The organism is Panacibacter microcysteis, assembly GCF_015831355.1.
GTDB classification, from domain to species: Bacteria; Bacteroidota; Bacteroidia; order Chitinophagales; family Chitinophagaceae; genus Panacibacter; species Panacibacter microcysteis.
Genome location: NZ_JADWYR010000001.1, coordinates 218847 through 237481, shown reverse-complemented (window position 1 = coordinate 237481; position 18635 = coordinate 218847). Strand labels below are relative to the sequence as shown.

The following is an 18635-nucleotide window of genomic DNA, read 5'->3' as shown; positions in this document are numbered from 1 at the left end:
AGAATATTATAATTCTGTAGAATTTTTACTACTTGGGCTTAAGCAATTTTAAGGTGGTATATGCAATCGGCAATGTATCAGTACTGTTACAATTTTATATCGTTCCAATCGTAATGCGTAATTACAGTTTATGAAAGCAAATGGGTTTACATCAGTTGCAGCAGGGTTATTATTTGCCATACTATGGTCATCAGCGTCCGCCGCTACCAAAATCGGGTTAGCATCTGCGCAGCCTTTTGTTATAGCTGTACCACGCTTTTTCATAGCTGCATTAGTTATGCTGCTTATTGCACACGCAATACTTAAAAAGCCGGTGCCTTCAATCGCCGAGCTCAGAAAACTGGCTGTTTACGGGCTGCTGAATGTTACAATCTACCTGGGCCTGTATGTAATAGCCATGCAGCATGTTTCTGCCGGGCTGGGGTCTTTGTTTGTTGGTACAAATCCTGTAATGATCAGCATCATCACGGCTGTGTGGCTAAAACAGCCTGTTACTTTTAAAACAATTGGCAGTCTGTTCCTTTGCTCTGCTGGCATTGTTATAGCGGCCTACCCGCTCTTGCAGGAAAGTTATGCAACACCCGCTGGTTTACTTATACTGCTTATAAGCATGATTTCTTATTCCGCCGGTGCCTTGTATTTTTCCCGCAGCACATGGAACCACCTCCATATACTTACCATCAATGGATGGCAAACCTTATTGGGCGGTATTTTCCTGTTACCCTTCTTATTTACTTCTTACGATCAGTCTGAAAATGTATTTGATTTACGCTGGCTGGGGAGCGTTCTGTGGCTTGCTGTTCCCGTATCCATTTTCGCGGTGCAGTTGTGGCTGTATCTCTTGAGGGCAAACCCTGTAAAAGCCTCTTTCTGGCTCTTTCTTTGCCCCATTTCCGGTTTTTGTATTGCCGCCGTACTTATGGGTGAACCTGTTACAACCTATACTATTATTGGTGTGGTCTTTGTTATTGCCGGACTTTACATGGTACAAAGGCAAAGTAAGGCCTAACCAGACGTTGGCTTCGCTGTAGCCATGCTCTTACAAATTCGGGAACAATTACCAATAGTTTTGTTGCTGGTGCGCACTTTTATCATTTCCTTTTCATCGCTTCTGTTATTGCTTTCTCCGCCAGTGGCTCCATTACTTTGTACCCGGCTAATGTAGGATGTACGCCATCGTAAGTGAGGTCTGCCTTTAAACCATTGCGTTCATCTTTCATAGGCGTAAAATAATCAAGATACACAATGTTGTGTTTTGCGGAATAGTCCTTTAGCATGCCATTCAATTTTACCACCTTGTCTGCCGGTGAAAGCCCCGGCCGCCATGGAAAATCGTATGCAGGAAGTACAGATGATATAATGACTTTTATATTGTTTGCCCTGGCGAGTTCTGCCATGGTAACAATATTGCCGAAAGTTTGTTCCGTCGTTATAGGGCCGGTATTTTGTGCAATGTCGTTAATGCCTGCAAGAATTACTACCACAGCCGGTTTAAGCTCTATAACATCCTGCCGGAAACGTAAGATCATTTGCGGTGTTGTTTGTCCGCTGATGCCACGATCCAGGTAATTTTTTCCAGGCGCAAAAAAAGAGGAGTCAGCATTCTTCCAGCCTTCTGTTATTGAATTACCCATAAAAACAATACGGGGTTTGGAAGATGCCATTTGTGCTACCTTGTCGTTTTCTTCCTTATAGCGTGTAAGGTTTGCCCAGTCGTTGCGCTGCCGCTCTTCGTCCTTTTTACGCATCTCGTCAAGCTGTGCGTCTGTAAAATTCTTCATCCATTCGGGTGGGTTTTGGAGTTTGAGATAGCCGTTTACTTTCAGCCAGTCGCCAAAACGATCTATCCAGGTATCGCTTGGTAAATGCTGCACCCGCATGCCAAAACCATGGTTGCCGGTTGAATACATATGAATTTCTGCGGAATGATTAGCTGCCACCCATTTCTCGTATAAGTTGGTGCTGTGTGGTGCCAGTTTAAGACCATCGTCTGTTGCTGCAACAATAAACATCGGCGGTGCATCCTGCGGTATGGTACCGATCATTTCAGTGGGAAAAAACGGGTACACAGGAGCCACGAAGTCTGGCCTGTTTTCCGGCGTATAATCAAAAGCTGCTGCGGTGGCTACTGTGCCACCGGCAGAGAAACCAGCAATACCGATCTTGCCGGGGTTTATGTTATATTCTTTTGCATGCGCCCGTACATAGGCTATAGCGGCTTTGCCATCGGCTATGCATAGAGGAATAACTGCTTTGTTTTCTTCGTTGAATTCTTTCTTGCCCCATTTCTCGGTCATTTCTTTTACGGGATCAGTAGTAACGCTGTGCGCCAGCCTATACTTTAATACAAAACAGGTTACTCCTTTATTTGCGAGCCACCTGGCCACATCAAAACCTTCACTGTTTATAGATAATGCGTGAAACGCCCCGCCAGGGCATATAACAACCGCGGTGCCGGTGGCTGATCTTTGAGCGGGTTCAAAAACAGTGAGTGTTGGTTTGGAAACATTGTATACAGCTGTTGTTTGCCATGCATTGTTATTATTTTCTGCTTCATCCCAGGTCCAGCTTTCTGAGCCCGGCGCAGCACCTTCGTAAAGCCTGATTACCTTATCCTGCGCATACAGCGTAACAGCGGAAAATGACATAAAAAGGAACAGCAATAATCGTTGAAGCATGGTAAAATTTTTTTGGTATTCAATATAACCAATTTTGAAATGATTAAAACCAACGAGTAATGAGAAGCATGGAATAAATATGTCAGCAAAGCCGAAAACTGTAACGAAACCTGAAGGGGATAAAGATTTCCATTACTTACTCCGGCATTTGCTGACTTATTTGCTGTTGTGGTATTCATTCAATCGCCCGGCACTTCGCAGTTGCTGAGTAGCGCCCCGGCCGTACAAGTGAGTGACACAACAGGCGATGATAGTAGTAATGCAGCCTGCTACAAAAATACTATACTCCTAATTTTTTGGTAAGGTATTCATAGCTTGCGGTAATGCTTGCCATTGCATCTTTAGGCATATCGTGCTCTACAAAAAAATGCTTCATACCGGCAGTTGCAGCCGCATCGAATATGCGTTTGTAATTGATGGTGCCGCTGCCAACGGGTAATATATTTTCGAAAGTGGCATCTACATCTTTTACGTGCCATAGCGGAAAACGGCCGGGATGTTGTTTGAAAAGTTCTACGGGGTCTTTACCGCCTTTTGTAGCCCAGGCAAGATCAAGCTCCATCTGCATCTTTGTTTGCGATAAAAACATTTCGTAAGGTACCTGGCCCTCTATGGTGTGAAACTCCGCATCGTGGTTGTGGTAAGCAAAACCAATACCTGCTTTTTTACAGGCTTCATCTGTTTTATTCAATACTTCAATTGAAGCGTTGATATCGCTTAATGTGTTTATAGGCGTATTGGCGCATACCAGAAATTCCACACCGCCTTCTGCTGCTTCGTCTACCAGTTCCTGCATGTTATCAGCAAGGTTACGCATTGGCGGAATTTTAATTGGGTTGCCATTTGCATCTGTGGGCATCTTTGCGCCGGGCGGCATTTTGAAAGGGGCGCCGAGTACATGGTGCGATTTCCAGCCGAGACCGATGCTGGTAAGGTATGCGGCAAACTCTTTTGGCTTCATACCATAATAACCGCCTTTTTTACTGAATGCAGATTCTATTTCTGTATAGCCTATTGCTGCAATTTTCTTTAACGTGCCTTCTACATCATTATCAATCTCGTTGAAAAATGTAAAAAGCTGTAAGCCCACTGCATGAGCTTTACTGCCATGGAAAAATGCTTTACTGTTGCCGGATAACAATAGTCCACCCAATGCAAGCGCACCGGAGTTTTGCAAAAATTTTCTGCGGTTGTACATATCAGTTGTTTTAATTTATTGAAGGAGAGATCTGCAATCGTAATGGTATTACCTGTTTCCCGGCTAAACAATCTTTCTTTGCTGTTGTAATAGTTTCAAACTAACGGCCCGGCACTGAAGCCGGGCCTTATGGTGGTTGGTTTAGAAACTATGCTTCGTATTTATATTCCTGTGCAGCAATAATCATTCCGTAATAAATACGCATTGAAGATACAGTTTTTTCGTGCTGAATATTTTATCTTGAAGTAAATTTTTACTTTTATTCAATGATGCCTCAACACAACGCAACAGAGTTTATTAAAAAAGGGGAGAAGGAATACCTTCATCATTTATCTATCGACTGTGTGTTGTTTGGGTACCACGACCGCCATTTAAAAGTACTGTTGCTCAAATGGAAAGACGCTGAAAAATGGTCTTTGCCCGGCGGTTTTATAAGGCTGGATGAAAACCTGGAGCAGGCGGCAACGCGTATTCTGAATGAGCGAACAGGGCTTGATGAAATATTTTTACAGCAGTTTCAAACCTTTGGAGAGCCCGGCCGCTCATACCGCAGCAAAGAAGATGTGGCGCACCTGTCCACCATCACCAACGCAGCAATGGGCCCTGACCACTGGCTGCTGAAACGCACCGTCTCTATCGGTTACTATGCGGTTACAGAATATTCAAAAGTAAACCCGCAGCCAGATCATCTGTCAGACGAATGTACCTGGTGCGAAATTGATGCCGTGCCCAGGCTCATTTTCGATCATAACCTTATTTTTTCTGAAGCACTGAAGGCTTTGAGAATGCAGATATACCACCAGCCGATCGGGTATAATTTATTGCCCGAAAAATTTACACTGCCCGAGATACACGACCTGTATGAAACCATTCTTGGCAAAGCGCTTGACCGCAGAAATTTTGCCAAGAAAATCGTATCACTTGGGTTAATCAAAAAGCTGAATGAGCGTAAAAGCATAGGCGCACACCGCTCACCCTTTTTGTACAAATTTGATAAACGCAGGTATGATAAGGCTTTGAGAGAAGGTATGATACTGGCTTTCTAAATTTATGTACCCGGCATATGTACGTTGTGGCATCGCCTGTTGCGTCGCACACTTGTACAGTATAATTTATGGCATCAACGATGCTGCGTGCCAACGCCGTTACAAACAAAATCTATCGGAACAATAGTTGCGCAAAGGCTTCCAGGTTCCTGCGCCAAACCATCCACGTGTGTGCCCCTGCAGTTTCGGTATACTTATAATTTACTTTTGCTTTATCCAGCCACTTTGTGAAGTCTTTATTGGAGAACAGGAGAAAATCTGATTTGCCGCACGATATCCAGAGCAGTTTTACCTGTTCATTTATAGTATTGCCCAAAGACGGGAAAGTATATACATACACATCCTCGTCTGTAATTTTTTTATTAACAATAGGCGTGCCTGAGCGGCCTGCACCACGGTACATTACAAACGCACTGCTAAAGCCACCTATCCAACTAAATTTATCTGTGTTGTTGAGCCCTGCAAATACAGCTTCTGCGCCACCCATTGAAAGACCTGCAATTGCACGCAGCCTGCTATCCGCAGCAGCACGGTAATTTTTTTCTATGGCAGGCATAATTTCTGTAACCAAAGATTGCGTATACTTCTCAAATGATCCCTCACCGATCATAGTTTCGGGTACACCATAACCCAATGTATTCACCATGATCATCGGTTTTATCTTTCCCTGTGCAATAAGGTTATCGAGTATAATATTGGCAAAGCCTATTTGTGTCCAGGCTCTTGCATCGTCTCCTATACCATGCAGCAGGTACAAAACGGGGTACACATCTTTGCCGGCGGCATTGTAACCGGGCGGTGTATACACGTAATAATCGCGATCATCGCCAATAACCGTTGAATGGAAAAGATGCCTGGTTACGGCACCGTGTGGTACGTGCTGTATATCCCAGCTGTTGGGCGGGTTAGCAGGTAAAACCACAAGGCTTTGCCCGTTGCCATTATACCCAAACTTTGCCAGCGGGTTAGATGGGTCTGTAACACTAAAACTGTCTACCAGGAAATTATAGGCATAAATATCCGGCAGCAACGCTTTTGAAGTGGTGCTCCATAAACCCTTTGTATCTTGCTGCATTGGCTGTGTTTGCCCGTTGAGCGATAGCATTACTTGTGCAGCGTATGGCGCACGAAGCCTGAATGTTACGGTACTGTCTTTATTTACGATGGGTGGCGTGGGAAGCGTGAAGAAACCGGGTCTTGCGGCAGATGGGTTTTGCGCATGGATGGTGAGCGACAACAGAACAAGCACCGTTACAACCAGGTATTTCATACAAGTATTTTATGGTAAAAAGTAGCTTCCTGAAAATAGACAATGTTTTTTGAAAGACTTTCTTTATAACACCAAACAGGCTGCATGGTTTAGCGGTGCGCAATAAAAAAGGCACCAACGTTGCGCCGCACACTTTTCTCTCGCTCAAGTAGGTTCGTTAGAAGCGTATCAATTCTGTCCCAATTAATATCAACTAAAAAACAGCCATCCTGAGGATCAAAAAAATTTCACATGGTGTGGAAATCTGAACGCTGCAGCTACAGTAATAGCCGAACGTTCAAATGTGCGACGCAACGAAGATGCCCAAAGAACTGTAGCTGGTTACATTATTATTTTAACGTGTAATGGCCAGCGCAAATTGTGTGTTTCAAAGGTTAGCGCAATATGTTACTGCATGCCCTGTGTGGCGCCCTGCATACCTTCTGCCTGGCTCTTCATATTCTGGCGTTTAAACAATGATGCATCCATTTTTCCAAAACGGTAACTGAAATTCAAACGTACCATTTGCGGGTTGTTTAAACGATAGTAGTTCTGGGTAAAATACTGGCTGTATGAATATTGATCCTGCTTACGCGTTCTGAAAATATCACTAACGCTTAAGGTTATGCTTGCTGCATTGTTTTTAAGAAAGGTTTTCTTGAAAGCTGCATCTACACCCCAGAAGGCGCGTATGTAACCCTGTGCGGATGCCTGTGCCTGCATCATAGGAGGGCCTGGCTGGCCGCCACCGTTACTAACAGGCAGGTTTGTTTTGCTCTGGTAATCGCCGCTTAATTGTATGGTAAAATTCTTTGGCAGTTTAAAGTTGTTGTTCATTTTACCAAACCAGCTCCACAACGCATCCTGCGATGTGCCAATATTGTCTGTGTTGATCTTCGAGTTATATACGTTGATGTTGGCCGTAAAATCCCACCATTTTTTTACATAGTTAACAGACGTTAATTCTGCACCATAACTATAGCTGGAGTTGGCGTTAACAAACGTGTATATAAGGTCTTCTTTGCCTGTTAGCGGGTTAATGTCTTTATCGAGAAAACTGGTAATAAGGTTATTGCTTTGCTTAAAGTATACAGACCCTAACACCGTATTGTTTCCCTTAAGCGTTTTTGTATAAGACATCTCCAGGGAGTTTGTAAATTCCGGCTGCAGGTTGGGGTTTCCACGCCTGATGTTGAGGCTGTCTGTATAATCTACAATCGGTATAAGCTGAAAGAAATTTGGTCTTCTTACACGTCGTGTATAACTTAATTGTACTTCCTGTTTGTTCTTAAGCTTCTGGCTCAGGAACAAAGACGGGAAAAGACTTAACGGGTATTTGTTACTAAAAGTTTCACCGGTATTGGTAAGCTCGCCGGTATAGTTGGAGCTTTCTGCACGCAGGCCTGCTTTATAACCAAAATCTTTAATGGCACTGGTAACAGACACATATGCTGCATACACGTTGTCTTTGTTGCTGTAATTATTTGTTGCAGACGGTATCTTGGAAAAATCATCTGCGTTTATACCTTTTATAAATGTTTCGTTGTTGTTCTTAATCCTGTTGAGCTGTGCACGTAAGCCTGCTTCCAGTTTTGTTTTTTCGGTAACAGGTTTTACATAATCTGTTTGTATGGTGAGGAACTTATTGCCGCCGCTGCTTACTACCTGCTGGTATTGCTTACCGCTTACAGTGGCGCCTGTGTAATAGCTGGTGGTGTACATAGAATTACCTTCGTTTTTGCCATTAAAATAATTGGCATCACCAGTTAACTCTTCGCCGGCTTTTGGAAAATTATATTTGAAACCGCCCTGCAAACCGGTGGCATTAAATTCCCTCGTGTTTACAGACACACGCTCACTAAAACTTTGCGTTGTGGCGCCCGTTTTAAACAGGCTGTCTGTGGTAATACCAATCGTTTCATTTGGTTTAAACTCGCCATGTACTTTTACCGCCGCCAGTGATAACGTTAGCCTGTTGGTGACAAAGTAATCTAACCCCAGCCTGCCAAACATAAAACCACCATTTGTTTTGTTGAGGTTGTTCTGGTAAACGTGTGTTTGTGTATCGCCAAAATTCAGGCGATCTGTAGTACCTGTTGTTTTGTTGCGCATCATGTTTACCATGGCTGCTGCAGAAAAATTTATTTTACCTTGCCTGAGGTTGAAATTACCGCCGCCGTTAACGCCGCCTCTTCTGTCCACGCCGGCCATTACGTTACCATTATAACCCGTCTTTTTGTTTTTCTTTAATACGATATTCAATATACCCGCATTACCGCCGGATGCATCATATTTCGCAGAAGGGTTAGTGATCACTTCCACATTTTCTATGGCATCTGCCGGAATCTGGTCGAGCGTTAGAGTAGTCGGTCTGCCGTCAATATAGAGCTGCGGTGCGGCATTTCTTAGTTTCACATTCCCATCAATATCTACCTGTAAAGACGGAACATTTTTCATAACATCCAGTGCCGTACCGCCTGCGCTTACAATGTTTTTATCTACGCTAAAAACTTTTTTATCAATATCCATTTTAAGACCGGAAGTAGTGGCAGTAACCGTTACACCCGCCAGTTGCTTTGCATCTGCGGCAAGAGTTATATTTCCAAGATCTTTATCAATGTTATTAAGCATGCTCGACATGGCGCTCATTTGCTGCTGTGGTGTAGCGCCCGGCTTTGCGGCATTGGGGTCCATCTTCATTTGAAAAACCACGGGCTGCTCTAAAATCTGAAAACCTACTGCAGAAATCTTGAGTTTTAACTGGCCAAAGATCGGTAACTCTTCCAGGCTGAATTCCCCGTTTGCCTTTGTGGTAACGCCTTTTAGCAACACCTCTTTTTTCTTTTTCGTAACTGTATCGAATTTTGTCTGGAGTAATATAACAGAAGCCTCGCCTATTGGTTTGCCGAGACTGTCGATGATCTTTCCATAAACATGCCCCATATTCATTGACTGTGCATTTCCTTTTCCACCACCCGGTGCGCCCGGGAACTGGGCCATGGTGGCAGAAGCCGTAAGTACAACAAAAGCAATGAGTAAAATCCTCTTCATAAGTATAATTTTGATAGCGCAAAGATATATTGCGTAAAAGCGACCGAATAGGGCAAATGAGACAATCGGAGAAAATTTTGCGACAAAAGGACTAAACTCGTTACCAGTGCAGGGAATTTTTATTAACCCGGCTTTTGAACCATGCATGAAGCTGTTGTTGCGTCGCACTCTTCAACTGCAGCAACAACAATGGGGCAACGCGAAGAGCACATTAACCTTGGAGCGATAGCAGAAAACCTGGCTATAATACTTGAATAAAGAGGGTACAATAAAAAAAGCGGTTGCCTTAAACGGCAACCGCTTTTTAAGATCAGTAAATTATTAAAACTTTATTGCGGCACCAAGCTGCACGCCATTGTTTACACGGTACGTGCTGGTGGTTTTTGAAATATCCAGCAAACCCTGGTTGTAACGGGCATAAATGCCTACATGCTCTGTAAAGTTTACACCCAGCCCGGCATTAACGCCAAGATCTACCTTACGGTAATTATCGGTAACATCTGTTTTATCGCCGCCGCCTTCGTTTTTAACTTTAGAATTGAGCAGGAAACTTACCTGTGGCCCAAACTCCACGTAGAATTTTTTTGCAGGAAAATATTGCATCATGAAAGGCGCCTGTATATAATCTGCAGTAAGCACACGCTTATCACCCTCCTGGTTTATAAACTGCTGCCCCTGCGCTGCGTACAGGATCTCCGGCTGAAAACACCAGTTTTTATTCAGTGTGTGGTGTACAAAAATACCACCATGTCCCGTGGTCCTGTAATCGCCGTTAAGGTTGGAAAGACCTGTTAAGCTTACCCCACCTTTAATACCAAATTTTGGCATTGTATGCATCCATTGTTTGTGGTTGGCAGTTTGCGCACCGGCTGTATGTGCAATTGCTGCGAAAGTAATAATCGCCGCTCCCAGAATCATTTTTTTCATAGTCACATATTTAATTTCACCACCATTTTTCAAATGCTGTGCCATGTATAAAATGAGGGTAGAAACATTTGACCGGTAAATTGCCGAAATCATTGCTGGTCAATGGTTTTGGTACCGGCTATACCGGTAAATAGTATTACGGTACTGCTTGCCGTTAAGGATGTGGAAATGTGTAGAATTAGTACGTCATATAACAGCAGCCAGCATAATTAGAAAGTTTTCGTGCGCCAAAAGCACGCCGGCAAATTGCCAATGTTTACTGAATAATTTCAATTAATCAGGTGCAGTTCAAAAATTTCTATTTCTTTGCGTGAATCAACAGAAAAGGATGAAAAAACGAATTGCATTGGTTACGGGCGGCTATAGCGGCGAAGCGCAGATCAGCTATAAAAGCGCAGTAACTGTAGAGCAAAATGTAGACAGGGAAAAATATGATCTCTATAAAATAGATATATGTAATGAAGGCTGGTTATATGATGATGGCAACAGCTGTACTGCGGTAAACAGGAATGACTTCTCCGTTACCGTAAATGGTGCGTATATAACTTTTGATGCCGTATTGATGTGCATTCATGGTAACCCGGGAGAAGACGGAAAATTACAGGGCTATTTTGATATGCTGAAAATTCCTTATACCAGTTGCGATGCTGCAACCAGCGCCCTTACATTCAATAAGAGATATACCGTTGCTGTGGCTGCCTTTAGCGGAATAAGGGTTGCACGTTCTGTACTGTTAATCAAAAACCGGTTTACCAATCCTGAAGATATTATCAATACGCTGCAGTTCCCGGTGTTTGTAAAACCCAATAACGGCGGCTCCAGCATTGGTATGAGCAAAGTAAACAGTCCGTCGGAAGAGTTGGGTGCGGCAATAGAAAAAGCATTTAAAGAAGACGACCAGGTACTTGTAGAAGAATTTATAGAAGGGCGTGAACTAACCATCGGTGTATTCAGAAAAAATAATGAAGTCATTACCTTGCCAATGACCGAGATCATCTCAAAAAAAGAGTTCTTCGATTTTGAAGCAAAGTATCTTGGTAAAAGTGACGAAATAACGCCTGCGCAGGTAGATGAAACGGTGGCGGAAAAAGTGCGGACAGCAGCAAAAAAGATTTATGAGGTATTCAACTGCAAAGGCATTGTTAGAATTGATTTTATCTACAATGAAAAAGCAGGAGAGCCGTTTATGCTCGAGATTAACACGGTACCCGGCCAGAGCGAGGCAAGCCTTGTACCCCAACAGGTAAAAGCAATGGGCTGGACATTGCAGGAGTTCTATACAGCAGTGATTGAAGAGGCCTTTGCCTGATTTGGAATTGCCACACCAAATGCAGAGATTTGATTAAACCCGGGCAAATTATTTTTAGTACCAATAATAGCAAACGCCAAAATACACTACGTGTTTAAATTCATTACGCATAAGTCTTTCTTCATAAACCTGCTGGTAATAATATTGCTGGTTGGTATACTCGTCTTTTTGTTTTTTAGTTTGCTGGGTTCCTTTACCAACCACAACGAAACACAAAAAGTGCCTTCCGTTACAGGCAAGTCTTACGAAGAAGCAGAGAAAATTCTTGCAGCAGCAGGTTTCGATGCAGGCATACAGGATTCTGTATATGCAGACACCGCAAGACCATTGCAGGTATTGCGCCAGTCGCCCGATGTAGATGCAGTTGTAAAAGAAGGCAGAACGGTTTATTTAACCATCAACCGTGCTGTACCTCCACAAATCGATATGCCAGACCTGCGAGGCTTTTCAATAAAAAGCGCAGAACTGTACCTGCAGAGCCTGGGTCTTAAAATTGGTGATACATCGTATGTGTACGACATAGCACGCAATGCCATCAAAGACCAGTTGTACAACGGCAAATCAATACAGCCGGGTACCAAGATCAATATGGGAAGCAAGGTAGACCTCGTAATAGGTAATGGTGTAAGCGATATAGAACTTGATGTTCCCAACCTCGTGGGGCTTACCGTAGCGGAAGCCAAATCTGTTCTGGGCAGTAACAATATCATACTCGGCGCTATGATCCCGCTGGATGCTGTTACCGATACTGATAATGCATACATTGTAAACCAGAAACCGATACAACTTACCACCAATCCAGATGGTACTACCATGATCAACAAAATCAGGCCGGGACAGATCATGGATGTATGGATCAGTAAAGAAAAACTTGTGGCACCACCAGCCGAATAATTAATACACACAAAACATATTCTTATATGCAAACCACTACTGTAGACGCTTTAAAAGCACGGATAGATAACGGCGAAGAAGTAAACCTGCTCGATGTGCGCGAAGACCATGAAAGAGCAGACTTTAACATCGGCGGTAGACATATTCCGATTGGTAAAATTCAATCCATGCAGTTCGATGATATAGAAGACTGGAAAGACAAAGAAGTGATCGTGTATTGCCGTAGCGGTAACCGCAGCGGTATTGCAAGCACATTCCTGGAGCAGGCAGGGTTTAAAAATGCTGTAAACCTTACCGGCGGCATGCTTGCGTGGCAGGAGAAGTTTGGAAAATAATGTAGCCGGCCGCAGTGCATGTGGCATCGCCTGTTGTGTCACTCACTTGTACGGTTATAACAATATTCAGCAGCTGCGGGTGCAACAGCGTTAGTAAAAGAGCAAGCCTTTAAGCAAAGCTGTAGTAAACACATCATCAGCAAATTCATACAAACCTGTTAGACCAGCTTCTAACAGGTTTTATATTTCATGCATTTTGTAAATTCAAAACAGTGCATCCAAAAAGATTACTGATAAGAGATTTCTTATACAACCTGCCGGAAGAGCGTATTGCGCGCTACCCTTTGCCGGAAAGGGATTTAAGTAAACTGCTTGTTTATAAAAACGGTAGTATTGAACAGGATAATTATTACCACCTCGGTAAATTTCTGCCAACAGGCTCGCTGCTTGTTTTTAACAACACCAAAGTGGTAGAAGCACGATTGCTTTTTCAAAAACAAACCGGCAGCACCATCGAAATATTTTGCCTGGAGCCCGCTGATGAATATGCAGACATTACCACGGCTATGCTGCAAAAAGGAAATGTATACTGGAAATGCCTGGTGGGCGGTGCAAAAAAATGGAAAGAAGAAACACTTACAAAAACGATCCATGCAGGTAATGTGCAGTTTAAGCTGCAGGTGAAAAAGGTGGAGAAATTCTCTGATTATTTTCTGATTGCATTTAGCTGGAATAACAGCGCTTTATCTTTTGCAGAAGTACTGCACCTTGCAGGCGCCATGCCGTTGCCTCCTTATTTAAACCGCAGCGCAGAAGAAAGTGATAAGGAAAGATACCAGACCATTTATGCAAAGCATGATGGCTCTGTTGCTGCGCCAACCGCAGGTTTACACTTTACTGAAAGATTGTTCGAAAAACTGGCCACGCAAAACATTCAGAAAGATTTTGTAACACTACATGTAGGTGCAGGCACTTTTAAACCTGTGAAAGCCGAAAGTATGCAGGAGCATGAAATGCATACAGAATTTATAGAAGTAAACAGGTCGTTGATAGAAAATATTCTGGCACATGCTGACAGCACGGTGGTTGCGGTAGGCACTACGTCGTTAAGAACCATTGAAAGCCTTTACTGGCTGGGTTTAAAAGCAAAACTGGATCCTGGCATTGCTATAGAGCACCTGCAGGTTTACCAGTGGGATGCATATGAACTTGACTGGCAGAATACCACAACAAATGAAGCTTTAAATTGCCTGCTGCAGTGGATGGATAAACATGGGGTAACAAAACTGGTCAGCAAAACACAGGTTATTATTGCACCGGGCTATGGTTTAAAGGTTGCGCATGCGCTTATTACAAATTTTCACCAGCCACAATCTACCTTGTTATTGCTTGTTGCTGCAATTATTGGTGAAGACTGGAAGAAAGTATACGATTATGCATTGCAGCACGATTTCAGGTTTTTGAGCTATGGTGATGGTTGTTTGCTTTTTCCGCCGGCGTATTAACTGTAAAACTAATTGACAGAAACCAGCAGGTTGTAGTAAATGCGTAGCCTGGTATGGAGTGCGAACAGCTGATGAGCGATATACAGTTGAAGAGTGCGACGCAACCGGTGCTTGATTATGATTCTTTTGCCTGGTACACGAAAATTTTTTTATGCATTATCACCGAGCGGCATTTCGAGCGTAAAGGTACTTCCCTTACCAAGCGTACTATCTACCCGCACACGGCCTTTGTGCATGTCTACCACCGTTTTTACATAACTCATACCGAGACCAAAACCTTTTACATTGTGTATGTTACCGGTATGTGCACGGTAGAATTTTTCGAAGATGCGTTTTACGGTTTCTTTGCTCATGCCAATACCATTGTCTTCAAACTGTATAACCAGGAACTTTGGTGTGGAATGCGTGGTAATCTTTAATTGCAGCGGATCTTTTTCTTTGGAGTATTTAATAGCGTTATCAATAAGATTGGAAATAAGATTGGTAAAGTGTGCTTCATCTGCATTGATGTTGTCGTCTTTTGCATTGAGCTGTAACGTAGTGGCGGCGCCTTTTTCCTGCATTTGCAAACTAAAATTATCCAGCACTGTCTGAATAAGTTCATGCACATGAATAGACTTTATATTCATACGTATATCCTGCCTGTCCATTAACCCCGCCTGTAAAATTGTTTCCACATGTTTGCTCATGCGTTTGTTCTCATCTTTGATAATGCCGCTGAAGTATTCAAGCTTTGAGCGGTCTGCCAGTACTTTTTCATTTTTCAATGCATCTGTGGCAAGTGAAATGGTGGCCAGCGGCGTTTTCAACTCATGCGTCATGTTATTGATAAAATCGCTCTTGATGGCATTTAGCTTGCGTTGGTTAAGGATCGTTTTTACCGCAAGGTAAAAGGCTGCAATAATAATTATGTTGAACAATACGGCACCAATGATAACCCACGTAATGGAGCGCCACACCTGTGTTTTAAAATCAGGTATAATCAATATCAGGTGTTCATATGCCATGAGTCCTTCCAGGTCTGTGCCACTTTCGGGTACGATGGCAATTTCTTCGCGCCGGTTATGCACCGTATCCATAAGCTCTTTAAAGAAATCAGGCGATTGCAATTCCACAGCCCTGAAGTCAGAAGCATTGGAAGTAACGGCAAATTCGAACCGGAAGTTTTTCAGCTCTTCCCTGTCAAAGGCATGCCGCAGTGCAGAGTCAATATCCTGCTGGGTGTAGCGTTCTGCAATGGTGGGCATTCGTGTAATACCAAATGTAAGATCGTTGGGAAAGGCCAGGTCCCGTTTGCGTTGCAGGCGCATCATTCTGCCGGCCAGTGTTTGTTTGCCTATCTGCTCAGAAACAGATACGCCGGCACGGTCTACCTTGTAAAGAAAACGCTCTCCCTGTACTACCAGAAGATTGGAAACCCATTGCACCTGTATAACAATGAGGCCTGCAATAGATAATGCAATAAGTACAACAATAACGGGAAAAATTTTCTTCATGCCTTACAAATATATAGATACGGCCGAAAGTAGTGCAAGTTTGCAAAGAATGTTTACCAGCTTTTTAACGGTACGATATGTGTAAATAGTTATTTTCAATACTCAATAAAAACATTAAATTGTACTATGCCTGACCTCATCAACGGAACCATACTCATTGCTGATCCCTTCCTGAAAGATCCCAATTTTATGCGTACTGTAATTTTCCTGTGCGATCATGAAGCCGCAGGCAGCTTTGGTTTTGTGCTTAACCGCAAATGGAAACGTGTGGTATCTGAACTTGTGCCGGACCTGGCGGATTGTAATTTTCCGGTACATTATGGCGGGCCCGTACAAATGGAAACACTCCATTTCCTGCATCGTTGTCCTGATGTTATAAGCGGTGGAGTGGAAATAACGGATGGCATTTTCTGGGGCGGCAATTTTGAAGAAGTGTCTGTATTGATACAAAGCAACTGGATAAAGGAAAACCAGATACGGTTTTTTGCAGGTTACAGTGGATGGAGTGAAGGACAACTTGAAGAAGAAGTGAAAGAGAAAAGCTGGCTTACCACCAAAGGCAATAAGAAACTCGTTTTTCACCACGATGAAAACCTCGTTTGGCAGGATGCCATTAAACAAATAGGCGGGGAGTACGAACAGATCATTCACTACCCGATAGATCCCACATTGAATTAGTATTATGAGCCCAACTGTTGAGTAAGCATTGAGCCCGGTTGCGTCGCACTCTTGTACTGTATAACTTTATTGAGCATGTGCGAAGTGGCTGTGTTTTATTGAACTGGTTGTATATCGGTTTAAAGTGTAAGTGTTTGGTTAGCGGTCTGACGGCTTTAGCCGCCTGACCGGAATTGCTCCTTCGTCAGGATTTAATCAAAACAGCGGTTCGCGCTTAATCGCTCTGAATGCAAAGGTTTAAAAACAGCCTGCCTGCGAATGCGATTGCATCATAAAAATGTTTGCCGCTATTAGAAAGATTTTACACGACTAATTCAATTTTACAAATCTCGTTGTGGTTACACTTTTGTCACCGGCAATTCGTAAATAGTAAATACCCGGTTTGAGATATTGTATGTTTACTTTATCTGAACCATTAAGATAGCCTTTCAGTACCTGTTTGCCCAGTTGATCATTGATAGTGAATGATGATTTCTTTGCGACACTTACATTGATATAACCGTTCGCAGGGTTAGGATAAATTAAGGGCAGCGTATTCTCATTAAACATAAAGTCTAACACTTCAGAGTAAGTTGTTTTTCCACTTTCATCAATCAACTTCAGGCGATAAAAATTTTTGCCTGTACTGTTATTCCGGTCATTGTAAGTGTAGCTTAAGATTTGCCCTCCGGTATTTTTGTTTTCCGCTGAATAAAGACTTAAATAATCAGTTCCATTTTTACTATGCTCTAACCAGCATGTTGTATAACTGCTGGTTTGTAACTGCCATGAAAGCGTTACCGAAGCTAGTTCTTTAAAACCTTTGAATGAAAGCAGTATAATTGGTAAAACAATATCATTGTTGTATCGGGTTAATGTAACAAATTGTTTTATTGAAAAAGGCGTCTCCGACATTTTTTCACCTGCTGTGGTAATTTTGTTGTCTGGTTGTAATATAGCGTCATAAAAGGTTGCACTGTCATTTATTACAATACCACTTTGGCCAAAAGACTGATCAAAGCTTCCATCAGCAAGCAATTTTAGTATGCATCCACTTTTTTGATAAGGGCTGATTACACCTGCTATCATTAGCGTGTTGTCTTTTTGAACAAAAAGACTGGTACCATACGAGGAAGAATTATTGGTATTAAACAAAAATTTGCCGTCGGTGCCAAAATTGGTGAATGGTTTACCTGAGGCATTGTATTTTGCAACTATTACTTGCTGGTTTAGATAACCATAATCATAGCTACCTGTTATATAGTAATTATTATAATTATCTGTTTTTATTTGATGTGGCGTTATATAATCTTCCTTTACTATACCGTTAATTCCGAAAGAACTATCAACAGATCCATCTGTATTCACCCGCATAATAAAGGATTGAGTTAGTCCCCAAAATGGCCTGCTATCACCGGCTATAATAAACTTACCATCCTTTTGTATTGCAAAACTGTAAGCACGATTGAGGTATTCTTTTTCAATAATCAGCAATAAACCATTTTTACCGAAACCCGAATCAGGTAAACCGGTTGGTTTTAACTTTTGAATCATACACCCAACACTGTCTTTTCCTTTTTCAATATAGCCACCTACAAAGATGTCTCCATTATCAGCTGTATGAATCTCTGTTGCTTCAATATTCATCCTGGAAGAAAAAATACCATTGGTGCCAAAAGTGCTGTCGATCGTGCCTTCAGGATTATAACGTATAACATTAAACTGGTAGTCAAAATTCATATCATCCGTTTCTTCCAGCGCTAAGATTTTTCCGTTCTGTAAAACTTCTATTTTTCTGAAACGGTCATCGCTGGTAGAAGAATATATACTTGTATGTAATACTATACCGTTTTTTCCAAACGTTGAATCTACTGTTCCATTAAGGTTATACCTGATAAGTACAGCGTTTCTCAGATGATCTGAAAAATCAATTGCGCCGCCTATTATTATTTTATCTGGCCCCTGCATAGCAATAGACAAAGCGGTTGAGGGTCTTTTTTCATAAACCTTGGTAAGTACTGTGCCGTTGATGCCAAATGTAATATCAGGTGTGCCGGGTTGGGCCTGAACCGTAATAGCAAAAAGGAGCAATAACAAAGTGTACAATGATTTACGTACAACGGGTAAATTAGGGTTCATGGGTCTTAAGGATTTAACGTTGGCGATAAAAATAGATTATTTAAAACTGCATAATCATACATAATTATGTGGGGCTTTATTATAAGATAGTATGCGAGGTATAATATGAATGCTGCGCACGTTATAAAACGCAACAGTATAGTGAGTAATCTGCCGGTGTCAGATAAACTGCAGCGCTACAGCCGCCATTAAAGCGGGACGCACAAGTGAG

Annotated in this window: 14 protein-coding genes; 7 read left to right on the top strand and 7 right to left on the bottom strand. The window is 42.5% G+C overall.

All coding sequences use genetic code 11. The features are described from left to right. Positions 1 to 130 precede the first annotated feature (130 nt). Positions 131 to 1009: a DMT family transporter gene (locus I5907_RS01010; RefSeq protein ID WP_196988890.1), complete on the top strand. Its 879-nt coding sequence runs from the start codon at positions 131 to 133 to the stop codon at positions 1007 to 1009. 82 nt (positions 1010 to 1091) lie between these two features. Here the strand turns inward: I5907_RS01010 and I5907_RS01005 are convergent, their stop codons facing one another. Both I5907_RS01005 and I5907_RS01000 read right to left on the bottom strand, forming a co-directional pair. Next, complete coding sequence (locus I5907_RS01005) at positions 1092 to 2678, bottom strand: GDSL-type esterase/lipase family protein (protein WP_196988889.1); 1587 nt, start codon at positions 2676 to 2678, stop codon at positions 1092 to 1094. Between the two features lie 280 nt (positions 2679 to 2958). Beyond that, positions 2959 to 3876 (bottom strand): sugar phosphate isomerase/epimerase family protein, encoded by a 918-nt coding sequence (locus tag I5907_RS01000; protein ID WP_196988888.1) that lies wholly within the window; start codon positions 3874 to 3876, stop codon positions 2959 to 2961. 266 nt (positions 3877 to 4142) lie between these two features. Here I5907_RS01000 and I5907_RS00995 point away from each other — a divergent pair, with 266 nt between their 5' ends. Further along, entirely contained in the window at positions 4143 to 4922 is a 780-nt protein-coding gene (locus I5907_RS00995) for an NUDIX hydrolase (RefSeq protein WP_196988887.1), read from the top strand. Positions 4923 to 5034: 112 nt separating this feature from the next. Here I5907_RS00995 and I5907_RS00990 read toward each other — a convergent pair whose 3' ends face one another. The 3 genes from I5907_RS00990 to I5907_RS00980 form a co-directional block, all read right to left on the bottom strand. Next, positions 5035 to 6192 (bottom strand): esterase, encoded by a 1158-nt coding sequence (locus tag I5907_RS00990; RefSeq protein WP_196988886.1) that lies wholly within the window; start codon positions 6190 to 6192, stop codon positions 5035 to 5037. Between the two features lie 387 nt (positions 6193 to 6579). Continuing rightward, positions 6580 to 9222, bottom strand: a complete 2643-nt coding sequence (locus tag I5907_RS00985) for an outer membrane beta-barrel protein (RefSeq protein WP_196988885.1) — start codon at positions 9220 to 9222, stop codon at positions 6580 to 6582. Positions 9223 to 9543: 321 nt separating this feature from the next. Beyond that, positions 9544 to 10149 carry a porin family protein gene (locus tag I5907_RS00980; protein ID WP_196988884.1) on the bottom strand — a complete coding sequence of 202 codons (606 nt, stop codon included), beginning with the start codon at positions 10147 to 10149 and terminating at the stop codon, positions 9544 to 9546. A gap of 328 nt (positions 10150 to 10477) precedes the next feature. On the opposite strand from I5907_RS00980, the gene I5907_RS00975 reads away from it, so the two are divergent. From I5907_RS00975 to I5907_RS00960, 4 genes are all read left to right on the top strand, one after another. Beyond that, positions 10478 to 11458 carry a D-alanine--D-alanine ligase gene (locus I5907_RS00975; RefSeq protein WP_196988883.1) on the top strand — a complete coding sequence of 327 codons (981 nt, stop codon included), beginning with the start codon at positions 10478 to 10480 and terminating at the stop codon, positions 11456 to 11458. Positions 11459 to 11548: 90 nt separating this feature from the next. Then, a complete protein-coding gene (locus I5907_RS00970; protein ID WP_196988882.1) occupies positions 11549 to 12352 on the top strand; it encodes a PASTA domain-containing protein in 804 nt (267 codons plus the stop codon). Positions 12353 to 12378: 26 nt separating this feature from the next. Next, entirely contained in the window at positions 12379 to 12687 is a 309-nt protein-coding gene (locus I5907_RS00965) for a rhodanese-like domain-containing protein (protein WP_196988881.1), read from the top strand. Between the two features lie 212 nt (positions 12688 to 12899). After that, complete coding sequence (locus tag I5907_RS00960) at positions 12900 to 14132, top strand: S-adenosylmethionine:tRNA ribosyltransferase-isomerase (RefSeq protein ID WP_196988880.1); 1233 nt, start codon at positions 12900 to 12902, stop codon at positions 14130 to 14132. Between the two features lie 149 nt (positions 14133 to 14281). On the opposite strand, the gene I5907_RS00955 is transcribed toward I5907_RS00960, so the two are convergent. Next, positions 14282 to 15628, bottom strand: a complete 1347-nt coding sequence (locus tag I5907_RS00955) for a sensor histidine kinase (RefSeq protein ID WP_196988879.1) — start codon at positions 15626 to 15628, stop codon at positions 14282 to 14284. Between the two features lie 126 nt (positions 15629 to 15754). Between I5907_RS00955 and I5907_RS00950 the strand changes: the two genes are divergently transcribed. Next, positions 15755 to 16306 (top strand): YqgE/AlgH family protein, encoded by a 552-nt coding sequence (locus I5907_RS00950; protein WP_196988878.1) that lies wholly within the window; start codon positions 15755 to 15757, stop codon positions 16304 to 16306. A 309-nt stretch (positions 16307 to 16615) separates the two neighbouring features. Here I5907_RS00950 and I5907_RS00945 read toward each other — a convergent pair whose 3' ends face one another. Next, positions 16616 to 18424, bottom strand: a complete 1809-nt coding sequence (locus I5907_RS00945; RefSeq protein WP_196988877.1) for a T9SS type A sorting domain-containing protein — start codon at positions 18422 to 18424, stop codon at positions 16616 to 16618. Positions 18425 to 18635: the final 211 nt, after the last annotated feature.

What these genes read in the sequence shown, in the direction of transcription:
- I5907_RS01010 (WP_196988890.1), top strand. Translation starts at nt 131, where the DNA reads ATGAAAGCAAATGGGTTTACATCAGTTGCAGCAGGGTTATTATTTGCC.
- I5907_RS01005 (WP_196988889.1), bottom strand. Translation starts at nt 2,678, where the DNA reads ATGCTTCAACGATTATTGCTGTTCCTTTTTATGTCATTTTCCGCTGTT.
- I5907_RS01000 (WP_196988888.1), bottom strand. Translation starts at nt 3,876, where the DNA reads ATGTACAACCGCAGAAAATTTTTGCAAAACTCCGGTGCGCTTGCATTG.
- I5907_RS00995 (WP_196988887.1), top strand. Translation starts at nt 4,143, where the DNA reads ATGATGCCTCAACACAACGCAACAGAGTTTATTAAAAAAGGGGAGAAG.
- I5907_RS00990 (WP_196988886.1), bottom strand. Translation starts at nt 6,192, where the DNA reads ATGAAATACCTGGTTGTAACGGTGCTTGTTCTGTTGTCGCTCACCATC.
- I5907_RS00985 (WP_196988885.1), bottom strand. Translation starts at nt 9,222, where the DNA reads ATGAAGAGGATTTTACTCATTGCTTTTGTTGTACTTACGGCTTCTGCC.
- I5907_RS00980 (WP_196988884.1), bottom strand. Translation starts at nt 10,149, where the DNA reads ATGAAAAAAATGATTCTGGGAGCGGCGATTATTACTTTCGCAGCAATT.
- I5907_RS00975 (WP_196988883.1), top strand. Translation starts at nt 10,478, where the DNA reads ATGAAAAAACGAATTGCATTGGTTACGGGCGGCTATAGCGGCGAAGCG.
- I5907_RS00965 (WP_196988881.1), top strand. Translation starts at nt 12,379, where the DNA reads ATGCAAACCACTACTGTAGACGCTTTAAAAGCACGGATAGATAACGGC.
- I5907_RS00955 (WP_196988879.1), bottom strand. Translation starts at nt 15,628, where the DNA reads ATGAAGAAAATTTTTCCCGTTATTGTTGTACTTATTGCATTATCTATT.
- I5907_RS00950 (WP_196988878.1), top strand. Translation starts at nt 15,755, where the DNA reads ATGCCTGACCTCATCAACGGAACCATACTCATTGCTGATCCCTTCCTG.
- I5907_RS00945 (WP_196988877.1), bottom strand. Translation starts at nt 18,424, where the DNA reads ATGAACCCTAATTTACCCGTTGTACGTAAATCATTGTACACTTTGTTA.